This is a genomic window from Variovorax sp. GW821-FHT09D05, assembly GCF_059416325.1.
The window spans coordinates 471,754-493,865 of record NZ_JBWKOZ010000002.1; the positions used below are offsets into that span (position 1 = coordinate 471,754).

Below are 22,112 nucleotides of genomic sequence, written 5' to 3' on the forward strand. Positions count from 1 at the left end.
GCGAAGTTAGGCACTTCGTATGACGACTCCGTGAATTGCTCAGGCTCCAGTCAGGTTGAATCAGGCCGTTTTCAGTACCTCTTCATCAACCCTTCAGGCCCGCGCGGCTCAGGGCGCGGGCAGTTGCCGCGGCCACAGCGCCCACAGGCGCAGCGGCTGGTTCATGCTCGCCGCAAGCCTGCCCGCATCGGCGCCGGTGCCCGCGAAGTAGTCGGCGCGCACGGCGCCGAGGATGGCGCTGCCGGTGTCCTGCGCCACCACCAGTTTCTGCAGCTGCGCCGCCGGCCCGTTGGACGCAAGCCACACCGGGGTGCCGTACGGGATGCTCTCGCGGTCGACCGCGATGGAGCGGCCGGCCGTGAGCGGCACGCCCTGGGCGCCGCGCGGGCCGAAGGCGGCGTCGACCTCGCTCATCGTCTCTTCGCGGAAGAACACGTAGCGCGGGTTGCTCCACATCAGCTGCGTCACGCGCTGCGGGTTCTGCGCGGCCCAGGCTTTTGTGTCGTCGGGCCACTTGCCGACCTTGCTCACGCCCTGGCTCATCAGCCATTGCTGCACGCTGCGGTAGGGCTGCTCGTTGGTGGCCGAGAAGGCCACGCGCACGGTGTGCTGGTAGCCGTTGGCCTCGGTGATGCGCAGACGCCCGGAGCCCTGGATGTGCAGCATCAGCGCGTCGATGGGGTCGGCCATCCATGCGATCTCGCGGCCGCGCAGCGCGGCCTGGGCTTCGGGCAGGGTCTCGATCTCCTGGCGCGTGTACCAGGGGCGGCGCGGCACCAGGCCGTCGGGGGCCTGGTAGATCGGCACGTTGAAGGTGGCGGTGGGCACGCGCGATGCTTCGTACACCGGCTCGTAGTAGCTGGTGAGCTTGCCTTCGGTCTGGCCATTGAGCGCCTCGATGCGGTAGGGCTGCAGCCGGTCGGTCATCCACTGGCGCTGCTCTTCGGGGGTGGCGATGGTCAGCTGGCGCACGTCGCGGCACAGCGGCGCGAAGGCGGCGTTGGGGCGCGAGCAATTCGCCAGCAGCGCGATCCAGGCCTCGTGCAGCGGGTCTTCGCCGAACCCGGGCAGCTCGCCCCACCCAACCGGCACCCAGCGGCTCTTGGGGTGCGCGAGCGAGCCGGTGAGCGGGCCGAGGTCTCGCGGCTGGGTGGCGGGGGGGCGGGTGGGGGCCTCGGGCGCGCGCGGGCCGGTGGAACAGGCCGCGAGCGTTGCTACGATCACAAGCCCGACCAGCCACTGGAGTCCATTTCTCATGGGTTTGATTCTGCTTGAAGCCCTCGCCGCGGGACTCGTGTTCATCTTGATCATCTGGTGGACCATGTTTTCCGGCCGCAACAAGGGTGAATTGCATGACGACGACGAGCCTGAAGCAGGCCGCGACGCCACCGATCGAAACCCGCCGCCGGAAACGTGAATTGCTTGTGCAGTCCCGCGCCGCGCCGCCATGTCGGACAACTACCCCATCGCTATTACTTTAGTAGCAATCATCGTAGCATTCATGCGCTATGGCGAAACTTTTCTTATTTTCTGTGGGGCTTTGAGCCCGTACCATCGCGTACGCCCGGAAGCTAAGCTGTGGCCCGCCTGATTCAACCTAGAAAGGGATCGCCATGAAAAAGTTTGTACTCGCCACCACTGCCACAGCGCTCATCCTGTCCGGCTGCGCCGGCGGCATGACCGACACGCAGCGCAACACCGGCATCGGCGCCGGTATCGGCGCGCTCGGCGGCGCCGCCATCGGCTCGGCCACGGGCGGCAACCGCGGTGCCATCGGTACGGGTGCGGTGCTCGGCGCGGCAGCCGGCGCGCTCGGCGGCTACCTGTGGTCGCAGCGCATGGAAAACCAGAAGCGCCAGATGGAAGCTGCCACGCAGGGCACCGGCATCGCCGTGACGCAGACGCCGAACAACGAGCTGAAGCTGCAGATCCCGAGCGACGTGTCCTTCGACGTGGGCCGCGCCAACATCAAGTCGAACTTCGCGCCGGTGCTCGACCAGTTCGCGAACGGCCTGCGCAACAACCCGAACGCCGAGGTGCGCATCATCGGCCACACCGACAGCACCGGCTCCGACGCCATCAACAACCCGTTGTCGGTCGAGCGTGCCACCAGCACCCGCGACTACCTCGTGGCGCGCGGCGTGAACGCGGCGGCCTTCCGCATCGAGGGCCGCGGCTCGCACGAACCGATTGCCGACAACAACAGCGATGCCGGCCGTGCGCAGAACCGCCGAGTCGAAATCTACGTGGGCGAGCGCGCGCCGCAGGGCTGAGCGTTCACCACCCCGGGAAACCGGCCGCGCTGAAAGGCCGGTTCCCACCACTACCGTTCCATTGGTCCATAGAGAGGGAAATTCATGAGGAAGTTTGTTGTTGCTAGTGCGGCTGCGGCCGCTTTGCTTTTTATTGCGGGCTGCGCTTCGCAGTCGCCGCCGCCGGCAGCCGCCGCTCCGGCTGCTGCACCGGCTGCGCCAGCCAACAGCTGGACGGCCCGCCTGGCCGCACTGAAGACCGACCTGGAAGCCTCGACCAAGGGCACGGGCGCGGTGATCGAACAGACCGCCGACAACCAGCTGCACGTGGTGATCCCGAACGAGCTGTCGTTCGACACCGGCCGCGCCAACGTCAAGCGCAACCTGGCTCAGGTACTCGACAAGGTCGCCGATGGCCTGAAGAACGCCACCGCCGCCAGCGTGCGCGTGGTCGGCCACACCGACAACACGGGCAGCGAAGAAGGCAACGAACGCCTCTCGGTGAGCCGCGCTGACAGCGTGCGCAACCACCTGGTGGGCCGCGGCGTGTCGACCACGGCCATCACCACCGACGGCCGCGGCTCGCGCGAGCCTCTGGCCGACAACGGCACGGCAGCAGGCCGCGCCCAGAACCGCCGCGTCGAAATCTTCGTCGCGGAAAAGGTCTGATCTTCTAGAGATCCCGAAGTCGGTTGGCCAATTCGACGGCCGACTTCACTTCCATCTTGTCGAACACGCGCGCGCGGTGCACTTCCACCGTGCGCACGCTGATCGCAAGCTGGTCGGCGATGAGCTTGTTGGGCAGGCCCTCGATCACCAGCCGCATCACGTCGCGCTCGCGGTCGGTCAGCTCGCCGATGCGCTCGGCCAGCCCGCGCCGCACGCGCTGCACTTCCAGCGCCTGAAGCGACGCATTCAACGCATGCTCGATGCGGTCGACCAGCGCGTTGTCCGAGAACGGCTTCTCGCAGAAATCGAAAGCACCGCGCTTGACCGCGTCGACGGCCGTCGGCACGTCGGCGTGGCCCGTCAGGAAGATCACCGGCATCGAGGGCAGCAGGCCGCGCTCGGCCAGCCGGTCGAACAGCACCAGTCCGCTGGTGCCGGGCATGCGCACGTCGAGCAGCAGGCACAGCGGCTGCTCGGGCAGCGGGCCCTGGTCGAGAAACTGCTCGAAGGCCTCGGCACTTGCGAAGTGCTCGCTGGCCAGGCGCCGCGAGCGCAGCAGCCAGGCCAGCGCCTCGCGCACGCTGGCGTCGTCGTCCACGATAAAGATCAAGCCATCGATCAGCGGTTGCATGCGGTGAGATCCAGCAGAAGTTTGTTTGATTGATTGATTGAAACGCCGTCAGCCCGCGGCCGGCAGCGTGAATCTGAACACGGTGCCGCGCGGCTTGTTCGGCTCGAACACCAGCGCCCCGCCATGTTGCTCCACCACCGTGCGGCACAGGCTGAGGCCGAGCCCCATGCCATCGGCGCGCGTGGTGAAAAAGGGCGTGAAGAGCCGCTCGGCAACTTCCTCGCTGATGCCGCTGCCCAGGTCGGCCACCGAGAACTCGAGCCAGCGCCGCCCGTCTTCCTGCACCGCGGCGCCCACCGCGTTGGCGCGCGCCACGCGCAGCCGCAGCACGCGGCTGCCGACATTGTCGGGGCCGTCCATGGCCTGCATCGCATTGCGCGCGAGGTTCAGCAGCACCTGCTCGACCAGCGTGCGGTCGCACATGGCCGCGGGCAGGCGGTCTTCCAGCACCACCTCGATGATCACGCCGAGCTTGCGCGCCTGCAGCCGCACCAGCGGCAGCACCGCATCGATCAGCGCCTGCGGCGCCACGGCCTCGCGCGTGCGGTCGCGCCGGCGCACGAAGTCGTGCACGCTGCGAATGACCTGGCCCGCGCGGTCGGCCTGCTCGGCAATGCGCCTCACCGCCATCGCGACCTCGCCCTGGTCGCCCTTGGCATGCGGCCCGAGCAGGTTGAGCGAACCACTCGCGTAGCTGGCGATGGCGGCCAGCGGCTGCGTGAGCTCGTGGCTCAGCAGCGAGGCCATCTCGCCCACCGTTGCAAGCCGCGCGCTCGCCTGCAGCCGCTCCTGGCTGGCACGCGAAAGCTCCTCGATGCGGCGCTGCTCGCTCACGTCGATGAACGCGCTCATCCAGCCCGTCTGGACCTTGTGCGCGTTGATCAGCGGCGCCTCGAAGATCAGCACCGGAAAGCGCGTGCCGTCCTTGCGCATGAAGACCGACTCAAAGCCTTCGCGCGGCGGCATGCCGCCCGCAAGGCGCCGCGCCTGCCGCTGCTGGTACTCGTGCGCCAGCTCGGTAGGCCAGTAGGGCGCATCGGCGTTGTCGGCCATGAGCTCCTCGGGGCTGAAACCGACCATCTCGCAGAAGGCCGGGTTCACGTAGGTGATGCGGCCCTGCAGGTCGCGCGCACGCAGGCCGGTGATGACCGAGTCTTCCATCGCCTTGCGGAAGGCGAGCGCATCGGCCAGGTCGCGCTCGGCGCGCAGGCGGCGGCGCGTGTCGCGCGCGAGCAGCACCAGCACCGACACCAGCGCGATGGAAATCGCCGTGACCAGCGCCGTGAGCATGTTCGGGAACAGGTCGGGCGCGGCGCGCCAGCCGTCGACACGCAGCATCAACGCAGTGCCCGGCAGGTCGATGAGCTGCTGCGAGGTGAACACGCGCGTGCCGGTGCGCCGCGAGGTGCCGAGCGCTACCAGCCGCGTGCCGTCGGCCTCGGTGAAGGCCACTTCCTGGCCGCGCGTGAGCGTGGGGCCGACCAGTTCGATCAGCGCGTCGCGCAGCGAGTAGCTGGCCACGAGATAGCCCCCGGCATCGATGGGCACGCACAGCTCCATCACCTCGATGCCACCGCCGCCGGCAATCGGCACGTAGTGGCTCGGCGAATAGGCCGGCGCGCCGAGCTTGCGCGCGGCGGCGCAGGCCAGCGTCACGTCGGACTGCTCGGCCCCGCGGCTCTCCTCGTCGAGGATGCGCATGCGATAAGGCGTGTTGACGGCCTGCTGCGGGCGCAGCGCGGCGTCGCGCCATTCGAGCCGCAGCCATTCGCGATGCTCGCGCAGCAGCGCGGCCGCCACCTCGGACCATTGCGCGCGGTCGACGCCCGGAGCCTGCGTGGCGCGCAGGCTCTGCGCATTGCGCTGGAAGCCGCTGCGCAGGTCGGAGACGGCATCGGCGGTGTCGCGGTCGAGCGCCGCCTGCACCTGCTCGACCTCGTGCCGCCCCGCGAGCCACACCACCGTGACCAGCAGCACCGACACCAGCACCGCCAGCAGCAGCCACAAGAACCAGCGCTGCCACAGCGAGCGTAGCCGCGCGTACGCCAGCAGCGCCCACCGCTGCGGTGCGACGGTCAGCAGCGCATCGGACATTGCTAGAGAACGCAGTGCGAGAGCACGGGCAGTTGCGTTCGCGTGCGCTCGACCTGCGCAGCATCGATGTCGAACAGCACCACGCCCTCTTCGCTGGCCTGCTGCGCCACCACCGTGCCCCAGGGGTCGATTACGAGCGACTGGCCCCAGGTGTGACGGCCGTTCTCGTGCGTGCCGCCCTGCGCGGGCGCGACCACCCAGGCCAGGTTCTCGATGGCGCGGGCGCGCAGCAGCACCTCCCAGTGCGCCGCGCCGGTGGTGCGCGTGAAGGCGCTGGGCACCAGCAGCAGGTCGGCGCCCTGTTTGGCGAGCGCGCGGTACAGCTCGGGAAAGCGCAGGTCGTAGCACACGCTCATGCCCACGCGCCAGCTGTGGCCGTCGCGCGAGGGCAGGTCGAACACCACGGGCTCCTTGCCCGGCGCGATGACGCGGCGCTCGTCGTAGCGCTCGGTGCCGTTGTCGAAGAAAAAGAGATGGATCTTGTCGTAGCGCGCCACGCACCGGCCTTCGGGCGAGAAGGCCAGCGAGCTGTTGAACACGTGCTCGGCGTCGGTGCTCTCGATGGGCAGCGTGCCGCCGACGATCCACAGGCCGAACTCGCGCGCCGCGTCGGCCAGGAAGCCCTGCACCGCGCCCGCGCCGGCGGTCTCGCGCAGGCCGAGCTTGTCGGTGTCTCGCGCGCCCATCATGCAGAAGTACTCGGGCAGCACCGCCAGTTCGGCACCGGCCGCAGCAGCCTGCGCGAGCAGGTCGTGGGCGCGCGCCAGATTGGCTTCGCGGGCGATGGCCGACACCATCTGGATGGCTGCGACTTTCATTGCGTGATCTCCGTTTTCTTGCCTTCGTCTGCCGTCGACGAGCCCGGCAGGCCGGGGATGTTCGGAATGCTCTGTGGCAACAGCTGCAGGGTGCGCGGCACCTTCGCTATTTTGGGGTCGGCCCAGGTGCCCTCGACGTGGAACTCCTGCGTGGCCGCCGCCGCGAGCGGCTTGCTCAGCACCCATTGGGCCAGGAATGTGCCCAGGCCGATGGCGGGGTTGATGGCGGTGGCCACGAGCGCGGCCGTGCCGGCATTGATCTCGGGCACCACCACCACGCGCAGGTTCTGCGTCTCGCGCACGATGTCGGCCGAGCCGTCCATCAGCGCGGCGGCGTTGACGCCCTTCATCTGCAGGTTGTTGGTGCTGGCGATGCCCTTGTTGATCTTCGCGTCGCCGCGGATGAAGTCGAAGGCGAAGCCCTGGCTGAAGACGTCGCGAAAGTCGAGCGTGAGCCGCCTCGGCAGCGCCTGCAGGCTCAGCACGCCGAGCAGCTTGGCCAGGCCCGGGTCGGCCTTGAGGAACTGGCCTTGCTCCACGTCGACCTGCAGTTGCCCGCCCAGGCTCGGGTAGTCGAGCGAGAACGGCGAGCCGCGCCAGTTGACGTCGCCTTCGAGCCGCCCGCGGCCGCGCGCAAGCACGCCCGGCATGCCGAAGCGCGTGAGCAGTTCGCCGGCATCGGCGATGTCGAGCTTGAAGGTCATGGCGGTGCGGCGCTGGCCGGCCGCGGCGCCGGGCACCGCGGCCCAGCTGCCCTTGGCCGCGAAGCTGGCCTCGGGCATGGTGAAGACCAGCTTGTTGAGCGCCCATTCGCGGCCCGCGCCGCCGCGGTTGACGGCGTCGATCTCGGCGCGGCCGAGGCGCTTGCCGAGCAGCTCGAAGTCGTCGATCACGATGTCCAGGGCCGGCAGGGTGCCGGGCTGCTCGTCGAGCAGGGCCTCGACCTGCGTGGCCTCGGCCGGCGCGATCTTCAGCCGCGCAAGCCGCGCGTAGAGGCGCCCGGCCTGCGTGTGGCGGTATTCGGCGTAGCCGCTGAGTTCGGTGGCGTCGATGTTGGCGCGCCAGACGGCGCCCTCGCGCGTGCCGCCGAGCACCACGTTGTGCAGCGTGCGGCCCGCAATGCCGAGCTGCTGCGCGCGCACCGCGATGCGCGTGGGCAGGTAGGCCTGCGACGGATCGTCGGCCCGCTCCGCGGCCTCGGTGCCGGTGCTGGCGGCGTCGCCGATCAGCGCCTGCCATGCGGCCATGTCGAGCTTGGCGACGTTGACGTTCGCAAACACGCCCTTGTCGGGCAGGCTGGCCGTCTCGCCCTGCGCGAGGCCGACGCCGATGCTGCCGCGCTGCACGCGCGCCTCGTTGCCGACGAGATCGCGCACGTACTGGACGGCGCCGACGCGGCCGAGGTCGAGCGAGAGCTGGTCCTGCGTGGCAACGCTCGTGCCCTGGCGGGTTTCGCGCGCGAGCACCTTCTTCTCGATGCGCAGCGGCATCTGCTCTTCGGCGGTCTTCACGAGCGGCAGCGGCAGTTGCAGCGCCAGGCCCTGCAGGCTGCTGGTGAGCGAGAACTCGGGTGTGCCGTCGCGCACCGAGAAGGTGGCCGCGTAGGGCGTGCTACCGGTCGAGTTCTTCGCGAGGCGGGCGAGCCAGTCGATCTCGCGCGCGCCGCGCAGGCCCTCGGCGGTGGCCGTGCCCTGCGCCTTCAGGGCGACTTCTCGGTTGGGGCCGCTGAAGCGGCCCTTGCCCTCGACACGGATGTCACCGCCCAGCAGCCTGGCCTGCACGCCGGCCAGCGAGAAGCCGGTTTCGGTGAAGCTGACCGTGCCCTTGGCCTGCGTGAACGAAGGCGCCTCGGGCACGACCTGCAGTTCGTTGTCGGCCAGCACGACCGAGGCCTGCACTTTTGCGTTCTCCATGGCCGCAAGGGGCAGCTCGAGGTGCAGCTTGTAGTCGGCCGAGCCGGTGGCGCGCGCGGTGCGCATGATCTCGCCGGTTTCTCCGGCCAGCGGCGCGCCCGCTCGCAGAACCTCGCCGAGCGGGCCCTTGGCCTGTACATCGACGCGCAGCACTTGCGCATGGTGCGACAGCTCGGGGATCTGCGCTTCGCCCTTGGTCACCTCCACGCCGGCGGCGCCGACCAGGCGACCGCGCGCGTTGCGCACCAGCATGCCGTCGCGCTCGAACACCAGCTCACCCGAAAGGCCGGTGAGCGGGGGCCACACCGGGGCGGGCACGCCGTTGCGCGACGGCGCTGCGACGGACGGCGGCGCGTAGGCGTAGTTGACGTCCGCCACCTTGGCCGCGATGCGGAAGTCGCCCTGCTTCGGATCTTTGAACGGCATGTCGTGCAGGTCGCCGCGCACGCGGAAGTCGACGCTGCTGGCAACGCCCTTGGTGACGGCTTCGCGCACGTAGTCGCGCGTGTGCTGGGGAATGTCGAGCGGCAGGTAGCGGAACACGCGTGTGCCGTCGGCGCGGGTCAGCTTGCCCTGCAGGTCGAGCACGCCGGGAAAGCGGGCCTTGCTGCTCGAGGTGGCCGGGTCGCTGGTGCGCCAGCTGGCCTGGGCGTCACCCTCGGCGTCGGCGTTGGCGAAGCTCAGCTTCGACATCTGCAGCTGCGCGTTGCCGTTGTCGAGCTTCCATTGCAGTTGCGTCGAGAGCCGGTCGATGGGAATGACCGGCTCCTCGAACACGCCCGGGAATTCGAGCGTGCCCTTTGCAATGGCGAGCGTGGCGGTGCCGCCGGTGTGGGTGGCGTCGAAGTCGATCGTGGCGCCGCTCAGGCCGGGGGTGCCCGCATGGACCCTGGGCGGGGTGGCCGCAGCGGTGGTCGCCGACGGTGCCGAGGCCGCCGCTGCGGGCGGGCCCGCAGCCTCATCCGCCGCGCCGGGCTGCGAGGCGATGCGCAGGCCGCTGACGCGGCCCTTGGCCTGGTAGCGGCTGGGCGCGCCCAGCGAGCCCTGCCAGTTCAGGTCAACGTGCTCGACGAGGCCGCGCGGCGCGTAGGCGTCGAGCACGCGGTGCGTGGCGTCGCCCAGGGGCAGCCGGTCGGCGATGAGGGCGAGCGCGGCCAGGTCGAGGCGGTCGGCGCGCAGCGCGCCGTGCTCGGGCGTGCGGCCCCTGTTCGGCGTGTGCTGCAGCCACAGGTTGCCACCGGGCCAGCGCAGGCCGTCACTGGTGTCGAACTGCAGCGCGGTGGTCGAGAACTCGAGCGTTTCCTCGGAGAGCCGCCCCGCAAGACGACCGGTGACGGCGTTCAGCACCAGCGGCGGCAGGCCCTTGTCGAGCGAGACGTCGACCTTGTCGAGCCCCAGGTCGACCGCACCGCCGACGACCTGGCCGTCGTCGACGTCGGCCCACAGGCGCAGCGCGCCGTTGCCCTGGCGAATGCGGGCGTCGAGCGAGACGTACTGGCCGAGCCGGGTGACGTCGATGTAGGGCAGGTCGGCATAGAGCTGGCCGTCCCAGGTCTGCCAGTGACCGCTGCGCATCGACAGCAGCGGCTGGCGGAACTGGCCGCGCAGGGTGAAGCGCTGGCCCCAGCCGGCCGGCGGCGTGGCGTCGAGCCGCAGGCCATGGCGCCGGGCGCTGTTGCGCGCAACGAAGCGCACGTCGGTCAGCAGCAGGGGTTCAGCCTGGCGCTGCTCGTCGGTCCAGCGCACGGTGCCGCCTTCGATGACCAGCTCGCGCTGGGCGAAAAACCAGTCGGCACCGCGGGTCTCTCCGGTCGTATCGGTCGCCATGTGCAATCCAGCCACATGGAGTTTTCCCTGAGTGTCGCGGCGCACGTCGAGCTCCGGGCCCTCTACGTAGAGCTGCTCGAAGTTGAGCCGCCAGAGCGAGCGCGGCGACACGCTGGCCACCACGCGCACGAGGCGCAGCGCCTCTCGCTTGTCTGCATCCTGCAGCACCACGTCGCGCAGTTCGAAGGCCGGGAAAAGCCCTTCGGAGCGGGCGGTGATCGATCCGATGCGTACCGGCACGCCGATGGCCTTGCTAGCCTGTGCCTCCAGTGCGCCGCGAAAATCGCCGATTCGCGGCACAATCCACGCGTGTAGGACAACGACTGACAGCGCCAGCAGAAGCCATGCAGCGATCAACAGACCCAGCAGCCAGCGCGCCGTCACAGCGGTGATTTTGAGCAGACGTGAAGGGGTAGACGCCGTGTCGTTCATTGAGGATCGCGCTGTGTCGGGAATTATGACCGCCAGCATTCAGAGGGGTTCCACGGAAACCAGCATCAGTGTGAACCAGTTGCCAGCCACTTCGACGCGCAGCGCGCTCTCTTCTTACTCACGCTTCGTGCAGCGCCTGCGTCGCAGGTATGCGGCCGAGCTTTCATTGCTTCCCCCTGGTGCGCCGCGGCGCGAGTCGATGACGGTGGCTTACGAGGCATTGCGCCAACGTGGGGACAGCGTTGGCGATGCACTGCGAATTGTGCGGCAGCTTGTGATGGAGCGGCTTGTAACGCTTGATTGCGACGAGCAGGCGCCGCTGGCCGTGGTGACCACCGCCGTCACCGAGCTGGCCGAACTGGCACTCGATATTGCGTGCCAGGACGCATGCCACGAACTCGACGCAGTGCACGGCGCCCCTCTCGGCCCCGAAGGCCAGCGCGCTCAGCTGTGGATCGTCGGCATGGGCAAGCTCGGCGCGCGCGAGCTCAACGTGTCGAGCGACATCGACCTGATCTACCTCTACGACGTGGACGGCGAGACCAGGGGCGACGCCGACGGGCGCGGCCGGCTGGCCAACCAGGAGTACTTTGCGCGCGCCGTGAAGCGCATCTATGCGCTGGTGGGCGACACCACCGAGCACGGCTTCGTGTTCCGCGTCGACCTGGCTCTGCGGCCCAACGGCAACTCGGGCCCGAGCGTGGTCTCGCTCGATGCGCTCGAAGAGTATTTCCAGGTGCAGGGCCGCGAATGGGAGCGCTTCGCCTGGATGAAGAGCCGGGTGGTGGCTCCGCGCGACATCGTGCTCGCGGGCCAGGCCCAGGGGTTGCGCGGCGCGGTGCTGCCCTTCGTGTTCCGTCGCTATCTCGACTACAGCGTGTTCGATTCGCTGCGCGTGCTGCACCGGCAGATCCGCGAGCAGTCGGCGCGCCGCAGCGCCGGGCGGCCCGAGCGCGCGAACGACGTGAAGCTGTCGCGCGGTGGCATCCGCGAGATCGAGTTCACCGTGCAGCTGCTGCAGGTGGTGCGTGGCGGCCAGTTTCCCGAGCTGCGCACGCGGCCCACGCTCGATGCGCTGCAGCGCCTGGCGCGCGCCAACCTCATGCCGCAGGAAACGGCCGATGCTCTGGCCGCGGCCTATGATTTTTTGCGCCGCGTCGAGCACCGTATTCAATACCTCGACGACCAGCAGACCCATGTGCTGCCGGTGTCCGACGACGATCTGCGCTGGATCGCCCAGACCCTGGGCTATCCCGAGTGCTGCCCTTTCCTGGCGCAGCTCGACACGCACCGCGAGTTCGTCGCGCAGGAGTTCGACAAGCTGCTCGGCGGCGAGAAGCCCTGCAACGGCAAGTGCAGCGGCAAGAAGACCGCCGCGCCCGCCGATCTGGCCGACCTGCTCGACGACCTGCCCCCGGTGTTTGCCGAGCGCATCCGCGACTGGTGCGAACAGCCCCGCGTGCTGGCCCTGCGCGAAGAAACACGCGGGCGGCTGCGCCAGCTGGTGCAGCGCACCGGCCAGTGGCTCAAGGAGCCCGACGGCGATGGCGCCGGGCAGACGCCGCGCCACGTCGATGCCGCGATGCGCTGGGCCGACTGGATCGAGCCGCTGATGCGCCGCGAGAGTTATCTCGCGCTGCTGGTCGAACGGCCGGCCGTGCAGGAGCGCCTGCTGCGCCTGCTGGGCGCGGCCAAGTGGCCGGCACGCTACCTGATGCAGCACCCGGGCGTGATCGACGAACTGGCGAGCGACGAAATGCTGTCGGGCCGCTTCGTCGCCGCCGAGTTCGAGCGTGAGCTCGAAGCGCGCCACGCATCGCTCACCCGCACCGGCGAGGCCGACGAAGAGCGCCTGCTGAACCTGCTGCGCCACGCGCACCACGCCGAGGTGTTCCGCACGTTGGCTCGCGACGTGGACGGCCGCATCACCGTCGAGCAGGTGGCCGACGACCTGAGCGCACTGGCCGACACCACGCTGCGCGTGACCGCCCGCTGGTGCTGGCCGCACGTGCGCAACCGACACCGCGAGGTGCCGCAGTTCGCGATCATCGGCTACGGCAAGTTGGGAGGAAAAGAGTTGGGCTACGGCAGCGACCTTGACATCGTGTTCGTCTACGACGATGACGACGAGCGCGCCGGCGAGGTCTATGCAGCCTACGTGCGCAAGCTCATCAACTGGCTCACGGTGAAGACGCGCGAGGGCGACCTGTTCGAGATCGACACCGCCCTGCGGCCCAACGGCAACTCGGGCCTGCTCACCACCAGCTTCGAGGCCTACGAGAAATACCAGCTCGGCCGCGGCAGCAACACCGCGTGGACCTGGGAGCATCAGGCCATGACGCGCGCGCGCTTCGTGCTCGGCAGCGAAGACCACGGCGCCGAACTGGGCGCGCGTTTCGACCAGGTGCGCGAGGCCGTGCTCGTGTCGCCGCGCGACCGCGAGGCGCTGAAGGCCGAGATCATCGCCATGCGCGAGAAGCTGCGCGGCGCGCGGCCGGTGAAGGCCGATCGCTTCGACGTGAAGCACAGCCCCGGCGGCATGGTCGATGCCGAGTTCGCGGTGCAGTTTCTGGTGCTGTCGTCGTCGGGCGAGCATCCCGAGCTGATTCCGAACGTGGGCAACATCGCGTTGCTGCTGCGCGCCGAACTGGCGGGGCTGCTGCCCGAAGGCGTGGGCCGCAGCGCGGCGCGGGCTTATCGCGAGCTGCGCCGCGTGCAGCATCGCGCACGCCTGAACGAAGAACCGACGCAGGTCACCCCGCCCGCACTGGCCCCTGAGCGCGAGGCCATGCTGGCGCTGTGGAAGGCGGTATTTGGCTGACGGCGCTCGCTCCTCCGCCGCCACCGCGCTGGCAGCGTGCGCGGTGGCTGTCGCGGCCCTTCTGGCCGGTTGCGCGAGCGGTCCGCGCAGCGGCAGCGGCGTAGCCAGCGGCCGCGACGGGCCAGGCACCAACATTCCGCCAGACCTTGCCAGCGTGCCCGATGCCGAGCCCCGCATCGAGCCCATCCGCACCAGCGGCGGCACCAGCAAGCCGTACACGGTGCTGGGTCGCGGCTATGCGCCGCTCACCGACGATCGGCCGTTCCGCGAGTCGGGACTGGCCTCTTGGTACGGTCGCAAGTTCCACGCGGCGTCGACCTCGAGTGGCGAGCCCTACGACATGTACGCCATGACGGCCGCGCACAAGACGCTGCCGCTGCCGAGCTATGTGCGCGTGCGCAACCCGGCCAACGGGCGCGAGGTGATCGTGCGCGTGAACGACCGCGGCCCATTCGTGGACGGCCGCGTCATCGACCTGAGCTACACGGCCGCGCTCAAGCTCGACCTGCTGCGCGGCGTCGCGCCGGTGGAGATCGAGCGGATCACGAACGAAGATATCCGCACGGGCGCATGGCGGCGGGATTCGGGGACGGCGTATGCGGCGGCTGAAGCGCCTGTTCCCGTGCGCGCGGCACCGGTGCGCGTGGCGAGTGCGCAGCAGGTGCGGGTGCCGGCCGAATGGGTGGCGCCAGTCGCGACGGTGAATGACGACATGCCGCCACCGGCATCGACGATGCCCGTCACGCCGCAGACGCCGATGGCTGCGGCGCTGCCGCCAGGTGCCGAGCCGGAGTCGGCACAGTCGCCGCCGTCCATTCCACCGACTCGGCAGGCCATCGTGGTGAGCGACCTGGCCCCGTTGCAGGCGGCGCCTGCGTCACAGCCACCTGCCGGCGCTGCACAGCCCTTGGCGCTGCCGGGCTTCTGGGTGCAACTCGGCGCCTTTCGCGAACGCGACGGTGCACAGAGCCTGCTGAACCAGGCCGCGCGCGGGTTGCCTTCGCTGGCGCCGCAGCTGCATGTGTTCAGCGAAGCCGGCACGCACCGGCTGCAGGCCGGGCCTTTCGCCTCGCGCAATGCGGCCGGCGAAGCGGTCGCGCGGTTGCGCGAGAGCCTGCGCATCTCGCCGATGGTGGTGGAGCGCAGGTAAGCCCGTTCAGGCCAGCGGCTTGACCGCGACCGGCACGCGCATGCCGACGTTGAGGCGGTTCCAGGTGTTGATCTGCGCGATTGCCACGGTGAGTTCTGCAATTTCCACGTCGCTGAAATTGGCCTTCAGCGCGGCGAATTCTGCTTCGCGTTCGTCATGGTCGTCGGCCAGGCGCGTGAGCGATTCGGCCCAGGCCAGAGCAGCGCGTTCGCGCTCGTTGAAGAAGCTCACCTCGCGCCAGGTGGGCAGGCTGTTGATGCGCTGCCACTCCTCGCCCTGCTTGCGCAGGTCGCGCACGTGCATGTCGAGGCAGTAGGCGCAACCGTTGATCTGCGAGACGCGGGCGAAGACGAAGTCGACCAGTGTCTTGCCGAGCGTGCTCGACTCGATGGTGGTGTTGACGGCGAGGATGGCCTCGAAGGACTTCGGGACGAGCTTGAACCAGTTCAGGCGTGCGGTGGTATTCATGGGTTTCTCCAGGTGGGTTGCGATGAAATCTGCTTGCTACCCACTGAAGACGGGCGAGCCATGCGCCCTGTGACACGCCGCGCGAACTATTTCGAAGAAAAAAGCTGCGCGATGCGCGCCAGCTTGTCGGGGTTGCGCTGCGCGCGGATGCGCACGATGCGGTCGTTCTCGATTTCGAAGGTCTGGGCCGATTCGAGTTCGCCGTCGAGAAAACGCAGCATGCCCGGCTCGCCGTTGATGTCGACCATTTCCATGCGCACCGCCGGCCCCATGCGGCGCCACAGCGAGTAGTACAGCTGCGCCAGGCGCTGGCTGCCGCGCAGGATCTTGCTGAAGGTCTGCACCTTGCCTCCGCCGTCGCCGATGAGTTCGACGTCCTCGGCCATCAACGCCTTCAGGTCCTGCAGGCTGCCGCGCGCGGCGGCGTCGGCAAAGGCGCGCAACAGGCGCTCGTGGGTTTCGCGCGGCACGGTGAAGCGCGGGCGTCCTTCCTGCACCTGGACCTTGGCGCGGTGCACGAGCTGGCGGCAGGCGGCCTCGCTCTTGCCGAGGGTGCGGGCGACTTCTTCGTAGTCGGCGTCGAACACCTCGCGCAGCAGGAAGGCGGCGCGGGCTTCGGGGGCGAGGCGCTCCAGCACGGCGAGGAAGGCAACGGAGATGTTGTCGGCGCGCTCCAGCAGTTGCTCGGGCGTGTCGGGCGCCTCGGTCAGCATGGGCTCGGGCATCCAGGCGCCGATGTAATGCTCGCGCTGGACCTTGGCGGCGCGCAACCGGTCGATCGACAGGCGCGTGACCACGGTCACGAGCCAGGCTTCGGCGCTGTCGAAGGTGTCTCTGGCGGCTTCATGCCAACGTAGCCAGGCGTCCTGCACGACCTCTTCTGCCTCGGCCATGGAGCCGAGCATGCGGTAGGCGATGCCCTGCAGGCGAGGGCGGTGGCGGTCGAAGGTGAGGGTGGCGTCGTCCATGGGAGCTAGACGGCTGGCGTCCCCGGTTTGTGACACGGGTCCTTCAAGAAAGAACGCCCCGGCGTGCGGGGCGTTTTTCTTTATGCGCCCTGGTATTCGGGCTTGGGGCCCAGGGTGGCCGCCAGTTCCTTGCGGTAGCGGTTCAGTTCCTGGACCGTCTTGAAGCTGCGGTTCATCAGCAGGCTCAGGTTGTGCAGGATGCGCTCGCCAACCTTGGTTTCCCAGACGGCATCGAACTTGATCTGCTTGTCGAGCCAGTGTTCGAGCCAGTCCGGATCGGGCATGCGGCTCTGGATAGTGTCGCGCGGGAAGTGCGCCTTGCTGACGTGCAGGTTGGTCGGGTGCAGGGCCTGCGCCGTGCGCCGCGCGCTGGCCATCAGGACGCCGACCTTGGTGAACGCGGCACGGGCCTCGTCGCCGAACTTTTCCATCGCGCGCTTCATGTAGCGCAGGTAGGCGCCGCCGTGGCGGGCTTCGTCCTGGCTCAGCGTGGTGTAGATGTGCTTGATGACCGGCTCGGTGTGCCACTGGGCGGCACGGCGGTACCAGTGGTTGAGGCGGATTTCGCCGCAGAAATGCAGCATGAGGGTTTCGAGCGGCGGGGCCGGGTCGAAGTCGAAGCGCACTTCGTGCAGTTCTTCCTCGGTGGGGGCGTGCTTGGGGCTGAAGCGCTTCAGGTACTCCATGAGCACCAGCGAGTGCTTCTGCTCTTCGAAGAACCAGATCGACATGAAAGCGGAAAAATCGCTATCGTGGCGGTTGTCGCGCAGGAACATCTCGGTGGCCGGCAACGCCGCCCACTCGGTGATGGCATTCATCTTGATGGTTTGCGCCTGCTCTTCCGACAGCAAGGAAGCGTCGAACGACTGCCAGGGAATGTCCTTGTCCATGTCCCAGCGGACGGATTCGAGTTGTCTGAAGAGTTCCGGATAGAGCATCAATGTCTTTCTATGGCCGCCGATTTTAGTCGGCCAGTTTGGCGCGACCATGACAGACGCGCGATGATGCGAATACGTGCGCCGTTGCGGCACGGATGCACACCCCCCTTTTTGACCCAGGAGCCCGCCATGCGAACCCTCTTCCGATTGTCGACGCTCTGGCGCTGCGCCCCCGCGATTTCCCTCGTGGCGAGCCTCTTTTCGACTCTTCCCGCCCACGCCCAGACGGCGTCCGCCGCGCCCGCTCCGGCAGAGGCCGCAGGATGCCCGGCAATCCTGCAACACACCTTCCCGCGGCTGCAGGATGAAAAACCCCAGTCTTTGTGCCAGTACTCCGGCAAGGTGGTTCTGGTGGTCAATACGGCCAGCTTCTGCGGATTCACTCCGCAATACAAGGGGCTGGAGTCGCTGGACATGAAATACCGCTCGCGCGGGCTCGTGGTGCTGGGTTTCCCGTCCAACGATTTCTCCCAGGAGTCGGGCTCCAACAAGGAAATTGCCGACTTCTGCGAAAGCACCTTCGGCGTGAAATTCCCGATGTTCGCCAAGTCGTCGGTGCGCGGCACCGAGGCGAATCCGCTGTTCAAGCAGCTCGCGCAGGCCTCCGGCACCACGCCGAAGTGGAACTTCTACAAGTATCTGATCGGGCGCGACGGCAAGGTCGTGCAGGCGTGGTCGAGCATGACGGCGCCCGATGAAAACGGCTTTGTGAACGTCATCGAGAAGCAACTCGGGTCAAATTGAGACTGAGCAGTTCACAAGAAAACGAATCGGTAATATTATTTACCGATGCGTCTAAATCATCGTGAACTCGGCGTCACAAACGTTTACCAAACGCGCGGGAACCGTGCCGCGGATGTCGCGCTCCTAACTTGCGTGGGCAGTGATTGCCCAGCAGTTTTCATGTTGCGAGGTCTTCCGGGCGCCTGCCGTCTGGTCGAAATCCCGAGGCGATTCTTCTCCTCCTCCCTCCCTCCCTCCTTCGCGTCGGGGCGCCTCGCAGCATTTTTGTCTTCCAGCCGGGCTGGGGTTTCGCGATGACGCGGCCCCCTCGCATCGCCGTCATCGGCGCCGGCATCTCAGGATTGGCCGCAGCGCATTCGCTGCGCGACGCGGCCGCCGTCACCCTCTTTGAAGCCAGTGACTACTTCGGTGGCCACGCCCATACGGCAACGATCGAGCTTCCACGCTCCTCCGCCGACACCATCCGGGTCGCCCATGGCGTCGACACCGGTTTCCTGGTCTACAACGACCGCACCTACCCGAACCTGATCCGTCTTTTCGCCGAACTCGGCGTCGAGACGGCTGCTTCCGACATGTCGTTCTCGGTCCAGGCCGCGCGCGACAACAGCGGCGGCCGGCTGGAGTGGAGCGGCAACAGCCTCGGCACCGTGTTCGCGCAGCGGCGCAACCTGTTCGACCGCCGCTTCCTGGGAATGCTCGGCGATCTGTTGCGCTTCAACCGCCTGACCACGCACATCGCCGAGGCCGGCACCGAGGGCGAAATGGCCCAGCCGCTGGGCGAATTTCTCGACGCCCACCGCTTCGGCGCGGCGTTTCGCGAGTGGTATTTCCTGCCGATGATGGGCTGCATCTGGAGCTGCTCGACCACGCGGATGCTGAGGTTCCCGGTCGCGACCATGATCCGCTTCTGCCACAACCACGGCCTGATCCAGATCGCGAACCGGCCGCAGTGGCGCACCGTGCGCGGCGGCTCGCGCCACTACGTCGAGAAGATCGTCGCGGGCCTGCCCGACAAGCGCCTGAACACGTCCGTGCGCGGCATCACCCGCAGCGACGCCGGGGTGCTGGTGGCCACCGACGCAGGCGTCGAGCGCTTCGACCACGTCGTGCTGGCCACGCACTCCGACCAGTCGCTCGCCATGCTGGGCGATGCGAGCCCCGCCGAGGCTGCGGTGCTGGACGCGATCCGCTACCAGTCGAACCATGCCGTGCTGCACACCGATGCCTCGGTGCTGCCGCAGTGCCGCGCGGCCTGGGCCGCCTGGAACTACGAGCGCGCCGACTACGAACGAGCCGGCGAGCGCGAATCGGGCCGCGTCTGCCTGCATTACCTGCTGAACAAGCTGCAGCCGCTGCCTTGGGAACAACCGGTCGTCATTTCGTTGAATCCGGTGCGCGAAATCCAGCGTAGTCAGGTCATGGCCGAATACGACTACGACCACCCGGTGCTCGACCTTGCCGCGATCCGCGCGCAGGCCGAGGTGCCCGCCCTGCAAGGCCAGCGCAACACCTGGTTCGCGGGCGCGTGGATGGGCTACGGTTTCCACGAAGACGGCCTCAAGGCCGGGCTGGCGGTGGCCGAAGGACTGCGCGCACGGCTTTCCGCCGGCGAGAACCCGACGACGGCGAGGCTTGCAGCATGACACCCACGCAGACCATGCCGCTGATGGGCTTCGGCGAAGTCCGCCACACACGCCTGCGCCCTGCGCGCAACGCCTTCGTCTATCCGACCTACTTCCTGATGCTGCCGATGCGCGCCCTGCGCGAGCACGGCAGCAAAGCCGTGGCACTCAACCGCGCGGCCGCCATCTCTTTTCACGACGTCGATCACGGCGACGGCCGCCCGCCCGAGCAAGGCGGCGCGCTGGCCTGGCTCGACGACCTGCTGGCCGCCCACCAGATCCACGACGCCGGCGGAGAAGCCTGGCTGCACTGCTACCCGCGCGTGTTCGGCTACACCTTCAAGCCGGTGAGCTTCTGGTACTGCCACACGCTCGAAGGCGTGCTGCGGGCGATCGTGGTCGAGGTCAACAACACCTTCGGCGAGCGCCATTGCTACCTGCTGGACCGCCCGGCATACGGCGCGGAGCTCCAGGCGACCAAGGCCTTCCACGTCTCGCCGTTCTGCAGCGTCCATGGCAGCTACCGCTTCCGCTTCTTCGTCGATGCCGACCGCGCACATACGGTGGTGCGCATCGACCACGACGACACCGACGGCCCGCTGCTGCAGACCAGCGTGAGCGGCGACCTCGGTCCCATGACCGCGGCCAGCGTGCGCCGCGCGCTGTGGCGCTATCCGGCCATGACCTTCGGGCTGATCGCGCGCATCCACTGGCAGGCCGTGAAGCTGTGGGTCAAGCGTGTTCCTTTGGTCGCCAAGCCGGCGCCGCCCACGCACTTCGTTTCACGCGACAACCAGCAGCAGGTGAATCCATGACGTCCACAACAACCGCGTCCCGCTTCTCGCTGCCCCAGGGCGCGCCCGCCGCCGCGCGCACCGTACTCGGCCTGCTGCAGCGGCTGGCCCATGGCTCGCTCACCGTGCGCCTGCCCGACGACTCGGTGCGGCACTTCGGCGCCACGCCGGGCAGCGGCCCCACGGCCTCGCTCACGCTGCGCAACTGGAATGCCTGCAAGGCCGCGCTCAAGTCGGGCGACATCGGCTTTGCCGAGAGCTACATCTCCGGCGACTGGACCACGCCCAACCTGACCGAGCTGATCAAGGTGTTCATCGCCAATCGCCGCGCCATCGAAGACGTGGTGTACGGCAGCTGGCCCGGCCGCCTGCTGTACCGCGTGCGGCACCTCATGAACCGCAACAGCAAGGCCGGCAGCTCGCGCAACATCCACGCGCACTACGACCTGGGCAATGCGTTCTACAAACTCTGGCTCGACGAGACGATGAACTACTCGTCGGCCTGGTTCGATGGCGACCTGTCGCGGCCAATGCCCGAGGCGCAGCGCGCCAAGGTGCGCCGCGCGCTCGAACTGGCGGCCGTGCAACCCGGCGACCGCGTGCTCGAAATCGGCTGCGGCTGGGGCGCGCTGGCCGAGATGGCGGCGACGGACTTCGGCGCCTCGGTGACGGGCGTGACGCTGTCGACCGAGCAGCTCGCCTACGCCCGCGAGCGCACCGCCGGACTGGTCACCGACCTGCGCCTGCAGGACTACCGCGACATCGCCGACGCCCCCTTCGACGCGGTGTGCTCCATCGAAATGGTGGAAGCCGTGGGCCGCGCGTACTGGCCGACCTACTTCCAGAGCGTGAGCCGGCTGCTCAAGCCGGGCGGCCGCGCCTGCGTGCAGAGCATCGTGATCGACGATCTGCTGTTCGACCGCTACATCGACTCGACCGACTTCATCCAGCAGTACATCTTCCCGGGCGGCTGCCTGCCGTGCCCGCGCGAGTTCCGCCGCGAGGCCGAGGCCGCGGGGCTGGAGGTGGTGGACGAATTCGCCTTCGGCGCCGACTACGCCGAGACGCTGCGCCGCTGGCGCGAGAGCTTCCTCGGGCAGCGCGGCCGCATCCTGCAGCTGGGTTTCGACGAGCGCTTCATGCGTATCTGGGAGTTCTACCTGGCCTACTGCGAGGCCGCGTTCTCGCAGGCGAACATCGACGTGGTGCAGTACACGCTGCGCAAGCGCTGAAAAGAAAAAGGCGCCGCGTGGCGCCTTTCTTCAGGGCTCGTTTCTCAGGGCTTGGTGTCGATGAAGCTGGGCCGCAGCATCAGCTTGTCGAACAGCTTCGCGAGGTTGCCGTGGTCGCCGCGCCAGTCGATTTCGGGGAAGCGCAGGTCAAGCCAGCCCAGCGTGCAACCCACTGCGATGTCTGAAAGGCTCAGGTGGATGCCGCTGCAGAAGGGCTTGTCGCCCAGGCCCTTGGACATGGCGGCAACGCCGTCCTCGACCTTGGTGCGCTGGCGCTCGATCCAGGCCGCGCTGCGCTCGCCGTCGTTGCGGCCGGCCCAGGTGGCTTCCAGGCGCCAGAGCACGCCGGCGTCCATGACGCCATCGGCCAGCGCCTCCCAGGTCTTGACCTCGGCGCGCTCGCGGCCCTGCTGCGGAATCAGCTTGCCGACCGGCGACAGGGTGTCCAGGTATTCGACGATCACGCGGGAGTCGAACATCGCCTCGCCGCCTTCCATGATCAGGCAGGGGACCTTGCCGAGCGGGTTGGAGTTGGAGATCGTGGTGTCGGCAGCCCAGACGTCTTCGATCACGAACTGGTAATCGAGCCGCTTTTCGGCCAGCACCACGCGCACCTTGCGCACATAAGGGCTGGCGGCGGATCCGATCAGTTTCATGAAGGCTCTCTCCCTAGCTTTAATGACGTTTGTTAATAGTCATTTTAGGTGAACGGGAAAACCAGAGCCCCAAATCGACCCCA

18 protein-coding genes are annotated in these 22,112 nt (G+C 68.3%); 9 read left to right on the plus strand and 9 right to left on the minus strand.

The window, feature by feature from the left end:
- Nucleotides 1-108: 108 nt before the first annotated feature.
- On the minus strand, nucleotides 109-1,257 hold the full coding sequence (gene mltA / locus AC07O3_RS06815) for a murein transglycosylase A (RefSeq protein ID WP_093055308.1): 1,149 nt from the start codon (nucleotides 1,255-1,257) through the stop codon (nucleotides 109-111).
- On the opposite strand from mltA, the gene AC07O3_RS06820 reads away from it, so the two are divergent.
- From AC07O3_RS06820 to AC07O3_RS06830, 3 genes are all read left to right on the plus strand, one after another.
- A complete protein-coding gene (locus AC07O3_RS06820; RefSeq protein ID WP_176928796.1) occupies nucleotides 1,256-1,417 on the plus strand; it encodes a hypothetical protein in 162 nt (53 codons plus the stop codon). The genes mltA and AC07O3_RS06820 overlap by 2 nt on opposite strands.
- A gap of 196 nt (nucleotides 1,418-1,613) precedes the next feature.
- A complete protein-coding gene (locus tag AC07O3_RS06825; protein ID WP_093055306.1) occupies nucleotides 1,614-2,273 on the plus strand; it encodes a YiaD family glycine zipper/OmpA-like lipoprotein in 660 nt (219 codons plus the stop codon).
- 84 nt (nucleotides 2,274-2,357) lie between these two features.
- Entirely contained in the window at nucleotides 2,358-2,921 is a 564-nt protein-coding gene (locus tag AC07O3_RS06830) for an OmpA family protein (RefSeq protein WP_093055304.1), read from the plus strand.
- 4 nt (nucleotides 2,922-2,925) lie between these two features.
- On the opposite strand, the gene AC07O3_RS06835 is transcribed toward AC07O3_RS06830, so the two are convergent.
- Genes AC07O3_RS06835 through AC07O3_RS06850 form a run of 4 tightly spaced genes read right to left on the minus strand, consistent with a single transcriptional unit; the run spans nucleotide 2,926 to nucleotide 10,636 of the window.
- Nucleotides 2,926-3,552, minus strand: a complete 627-nt coding sequence (locus AC07O3_RS06835) for a response regulator transcription factor (protein WP_093055302.1) — start codon at nucleotides 3,550-3,552, stop codon at nucleotides 2,926-2,928.
- A 48-nt stretch (nucleotides 3,553-3,600) separates the two neighbouring features.
- On the minus strand, nucleotides 3,601-5,646 hold the full coding sequence (locus AC07O3_RS06840) for an ATP-binding protein (RefSeq protein ID WP_093055300.1): 2,046 nt from the start codon (nucleotides 5,644-5,646) through the stop codon (nucleotides 3,601-3,603).
- A gap of 2 nt (nucleotides 5,647-5,648) precedes the next feature.
- Entirely contained in the window at nucleotides 5,649-6,464 is an 816-nt protein-coding gene (locus tag AC07O3_RS06845; protein ID WP_093174401.1) for a carbon-nitrogen hydrolase family protein, read from the minus strand.
- Entirely contained in the window at nucleotides 6,461-10,636 is a 4,176-nt protein-coding gene (locus AC07O3_RS06850; protein WP_495338900.1) for a YhdP family protein, read from the minus strand. Before AC07O3_RS06850 ends, AC07O3_RS06845 begins: the two co-directional genes overlap by 4 nt.
- Before the next feature lie 25 nt (nucleotides 10,637-10,661).
- Between AC07O3_RS06850 and glnE the strand changes: the two genes are divergently transcribed.
- Complete coding sequence (gene glnE, locus AC07O3_RS06855; protein ID WP_495338901.1) at nucleotides 10,662-13,457, plus strand: bifunctional [glutamate--ammonia ligase]-adenylyl-L-tyrosine phosphorylase/[glutamate--ammonia-ligase] adenylyltransferase; 2,796 nt, start codon at nucleotides 10,662-10,664, stop codon at nucleotides 13,455-13,457.
- A complete protein-coding gene (locus AC07O3_RS06860) occupies nucleotides 13,450-14,607 on the plus strand; it encodes a septal ring lytic transglycosylase RlpA family protein (protein WP_495338902.1) in 1,158 nt (385 codons plus the stop codon). Before glnE ends, AC07O3_RS06860 begins: the two co-directional genes overlap by 8 nt.
- A gap of 6 nt (nucleotides 14,608-14,613) precedes the next feature.
- On the opposite strand, the gene AC07O3_RS06865 is transcribed toward AC07O3_RS06860, so the two are convergent.
- The 3 genes from AC07O3_RS06865 to AC07O3_RS06875 all read right to left on the minus strand — a co-directional run bounded on the left by AC07O3_RS06865 (nucleotide 14,614) and on the right by AC07O3_RS06875 (nucleotide 16,981).
- Nucleotides 14,614-15,075 (minus strand): carboxymuconolactone decarboxylase family protein, encoded by a 462-nt coding sequence (locus AC07O3_RS06865; RefSeq protein ID WP_093055290.1) that lies wholly within the window; start codon nucleotides 15,073-15,075, stop codon nucleotides 14,614-14,616.
- 86 nt (nucleotides 15,076-15,161) lie between these two features.
- Nucleotides 15,162-16,043, minus strand: a complete 882-nt coding sequence (locus AC07O3_RS06870; RefSeq protein WP_495338903.1) for an RNA polymerase sigma-70 factor — start codon at nucleotides 16,041-16,043, stop codon at nucleotides 15,162-15,164.
- A gap of 80 nt (nucleotides 16,044-16,123) precedes the next feature.
- On the minus strand, nucleotides 16,124-16,981 hold the full coding sequence (locus tag AC07O3_RS06875) for a ferritin family protein (protein WP_093055286.1): 858 nt from the start codon (nucleotides 16,979-16,981) through the stop codon (nucleotides 16,124-16,126).
- Between the two features lie 129 nt (nucleotides 16,982-17,110).
- Between AC07O3_RS06875 and AC07O3_RS06880 the strand changes: the two genes are divergently transcribed.
- From AC07O3_RS06880 to AC07O3_RS06895, 4 genes are all read left to right on the plus strand, one after another.
- Nucleotides 17,111-17,725 carry a glutathione peroxidase gene (locus AC07O3_RS06880; protein ID WP_093055284.1) on the plus strand — a complete coding sequence of 205 codons (615 nt, stop codon included), beginning with the start codon at nucleotides 17,111-17,113 and terminating at the stop codon, nucleotides 17,723-17,725.
- Nucleotides 17,726-18,018: 293 nt separating this feature from the next.
- Entirely contained in the window at nucleotides 18,019-19,368 is a 1,350-nt protein-coding gene (locus AC07O3_RS06885; protein WP_495338904.1) for an NAD(P)/FAD-dependent oxidoreductase, read from the plus strand.
- A complete protein-coding gene (locus tag AC07O3_RS06890; RefSeq protein ID WP_354336623.1) occupies nucleotides 19,365-20,162 on the plus strand; it encodes a DUF1365 domain-containing protein in 798 nt (265 codons plus the stop codon). Before AC07O3_RS06885 ends, AC07O3_RS06890 begins: the two co-directional genes overlap by 4 nt.
- A complete protein-coding gene (locus AC07O3_RS06895) occupies nucleotides 20,159-21,373 on the plus strand; it encodes a class I SAM-dependent methyltransferase (protein ID WP_495338905.1) in 1,215 nt (404 codons plus the stop codon). Before AC07O3_RS06890 ends, AC07O3_RS06895 begins: the two co-directional genes overlap by 4 nt.
- A 44-nt stretch (nucleotides 21,374-21,417) precedes the next feature.
- On the opposite strand, the gene AC07O3_RS06900 is transcribed toward AC07O3_RS06895, so the two are convergent.
- Nucleotides 21,418-22,029, minus strand: a complete 612-nt coding sequence (locus tag AC07O3_RS06900; protein ID WP_093174417.1) for a glutathione S-transferase N-terminal domain-containing protein — start codon at nucleotides 22,027-22,029, stop codon at nucleotides 21,418-21,420.
- Between the last annotated feature and the right edge of the window lie 83 nt (nucleotides 22,030-22,112).

Excerpts from the sequence above, each read along its gene's own strand:
- AC07O3_RS06820 (WP_176928796.1), top strand. The coding sequence starts at position 1,256 with ATGGGTTTGATTCTGCTTGAAGCCCTCGCCGCGGGACTCGTGTTCATC.
- AC07O3_RS06885 (WP_495338904.1), top strand. The coding sequence starts at position 18,019 with ATGACGCGGCCCCCTCGCATCGCCGTCATCGGCGCCGGCATCTCAGGA.
- AC07O3_RS06845 (WP_093174401.1), bottom strand. The coding sequence starts at position 6,464 with ATGAAAGTCGCAGCCATCCAGATGGTGTCGGCCATCGCCCGCGAAGCC.
- AC07O3_RS06825 (WP_093055306.1), top strand. The coding sequence starts at position 1,614 with ATGAAAAAGTTTGTACTCGCCACCACTGCCACAGCGCTCATCCTGTCC.
- glnE (WP_495338901.1), top strand. The coding sequence starts at position 10,662 with ATGACCGCCAGCATTCAGAGGGGTTCCACGGAAACCAGCATCAGTGTG.
- AC07O3_RS06870 (WP_495338903.1), bottom strand. The coding sequence starts at position 16,043 with ATGGACGACGCCACCCTCACCTTCGACCGCCACCGCCCTCGCCTGCAG.
- AC07O3_RS06890 (WP_354336623.1), top strand. The coding sequence starts at position 19,365 with ATGACACCCACGCAGACCATGCCGCTGATGGGCTTCGGCGAAGTCCGC.
- AC07O3_RS06830 (WP_093055304.1), top strand. The coding sequence starts at position 2,358 with ATGAGGAAGTTTGTTGTTGCTAGTGCGGCTGCGGCCGCTTTGCTTTTT.
- AC07O3_RS06850 (WP_495338900.1), bottom strand. The coding sequence starts at position 10,636 with ATGAACGACACGGCGTCTACCCCTTCACGTCTGCTCAAAATCACCGCT.
- AC07O3_RS06840 (WP_093055300.1), bottom strand. The coding sequence starts at position 5,646 with ATGTCCGATGCGCTGCTGACCGTCGCACCGCAGCGGTGGGCGCTGCTG.
- AC07O3_RS06865 (WP_093055290.1), bottom strand. The coding sequence starts at position 15,075 with ATGAATACCACCGCACGCCTGAACTGGTTCAAGCTCGTCCCGAAGTCC.
- mltA (WP_093055308.1), bottom strand. The coding sequence starts at position 1,257 with ATGAGAAATGGACTCCAGTGGCTGGTCGGGCTTGTGATCGTAGCAACG.
- AC07O3_RS06900 (WP_093174417.1), bottom strand. The coding sequence starts at position 22,029 with ATGAAACTGATCGGATCCGCCGCCAGCCCTTATGTGCGCAAGGTGCGC.
- AC07O3_RS06895 (WP_495338905.1), top strand. The coding sequence starts at position 20,159 with ATGACGTCCACAACAACCGCGTCCCGCTTCTCGCTGCCCCAGGGCGCG.
- AC07O3_RS06835 (WP_093055302.1), bottom strand. The coding sequence starts at position 3,552 with ATGCAACCGCTGATCGATGGCTTGATCTTTATCGTGGACGACGACGCC.
- AC07O3_RS06880 (WP_093055284.1), top strand. The coding sequence starts at position 17,111 with ATGCGAACCCTCTTCCGATTGTCGACGCTCTGGCGCTGCGCCCCCGCG.
- AC07O3_RS06875 (WP_093055286.1), bottom strand. The coding sequence starts at position 16,981 with ATGCTCTATCCGGAACTCTTCAGACAACTCGAATCCGTCCGCTGGGAC.